Origin of the sequence: Streptococcus sp. DD13 (assembly GCF_001578875.1) — a bacterium.
GTDB lineage: Bacteria > Bacillota > Bacilli > Lactobacillales > Streptococcaceae > Streptococcus.
This window is the reverse complement of the sequence record NZ_KQ969513.1, coordinates 1-734: the sequence shown is the minus strand read 5'-3', so window position 1 is coordinate 734 and position 734 is coordinate 1. Positions and strand designations below refer to the sequence as shown.

At 52.3% G+C, this 734-nt stretch carries 8 tRNA genes; all 8 read right to left on the bottom strand.

Going from position 1 to position 734, the window contains the following annotated elements:
- Positions 1-2: 2 nt before the first annotated feature.
- Positions 3-76 (bottom strand) — tRNA-Pro (locus tag STRDD13_RS08100).
- A 45-nt stretch (positions 77-121) separates the two neighbouring features.
- Positions 122-195, bottom strand: a tRNA-Arg gene (locus STRDD13_RS08095).
- A gap of 8 nt (positions 196-203) precedes the next feature.
- Positions 204-287: transfer RNA gene (locus STRDD13_RS08090), tRNA-Leu, on the bottom strand.
- Between the two features lie 6 nt (positions 288-293).
- Positions 294-365, bottom strand: a tRNA-Gly gene (locus tag STRDD13_RS08085).
- A gap of 14 nt (positions 366-379) precedes the next feature.
- Positions 380-452 (bottom strand) — tRNA-Thr (locus tag STRDD13_RS08080).
- 9 nt (positions 453-461) lie between these two features.
- Positions 462-543: transfer RNA gene (locus tag STRDD13_RS08075), tRNA-Leu, on the bottom strand.
- A gap of 5 nt (positions 544-548) precedes the next feature.
- Positions 549-621 (bottom strand) — tRNA-Lys (locus STRDD13_RS08070).
- Positions 622-658: 37 nt separating this feature from the next.
- A tRNA-Asp gene (locus STRDD13_RS08065) sits at positions 659-731 on the bottom strand.
- Between the last annotated feature and the right edge of the window lie 3 nt (positions 732-734).

Here is a 734-nt window from a genome sequence, read left to right as displayed (position 1 = left end):
AATCGGGAAGACAGGATTCGAACCTGCGACCCCTTGGTCCCAAACCAAGTACTCTACCAAGCTGAGCTACTTCCCGATAGGTTAAAGAAGAAAGCTCCCTTAATTTTCATTAAGTGAGTCATGCACCCAAGAGGATTCGAACCTCTAACCGCCTGATTCGTAGTCAGGTACTCTATCCAGTTGAGCCATGGGTGCTCTATTGATGCCGAGGACCGGAATCGAACCGGTACGATGTTGCCATCGCAGGATTTTAAGTCCTGTGCGTCTGCCAGTTCCGCCACCCCGGCGCCTCAAGCGAACGACGGGGTTCGAACCCGCGACCCCCACCTTGGCAAGGTGATGTTCTACCACTGAACTACGTTCGCATTATCTTCCTCTATGCCGGCTACATGACTTGAACACGCGACCCTCTGATTACAAATCAGATGCTCTACCAACTGAGCTAAGCCGGCTATTTCCTATGCGGGTTAAGGGACTTGAACCCCCACGCCCTAAAGCGCCAGATCCTAAATCTGGTGCGTCTGCCAATTCCGCCAAACCCGCATCTATGACCCGTGCTGGGCTCGAACCAGCGACCCTTTGATTAAAAGTCAAATGCTCTACCAACTGAGCTAACGAGTCTCTTTCTATTTAAAAACAACCTATCGGTTGCTCCTAACGGTCCCGACGGGAATCGAACCCGCGATCTTCGCCGTGACAGGGCGACGTGATAACCGCTACACCACGGGACCTTT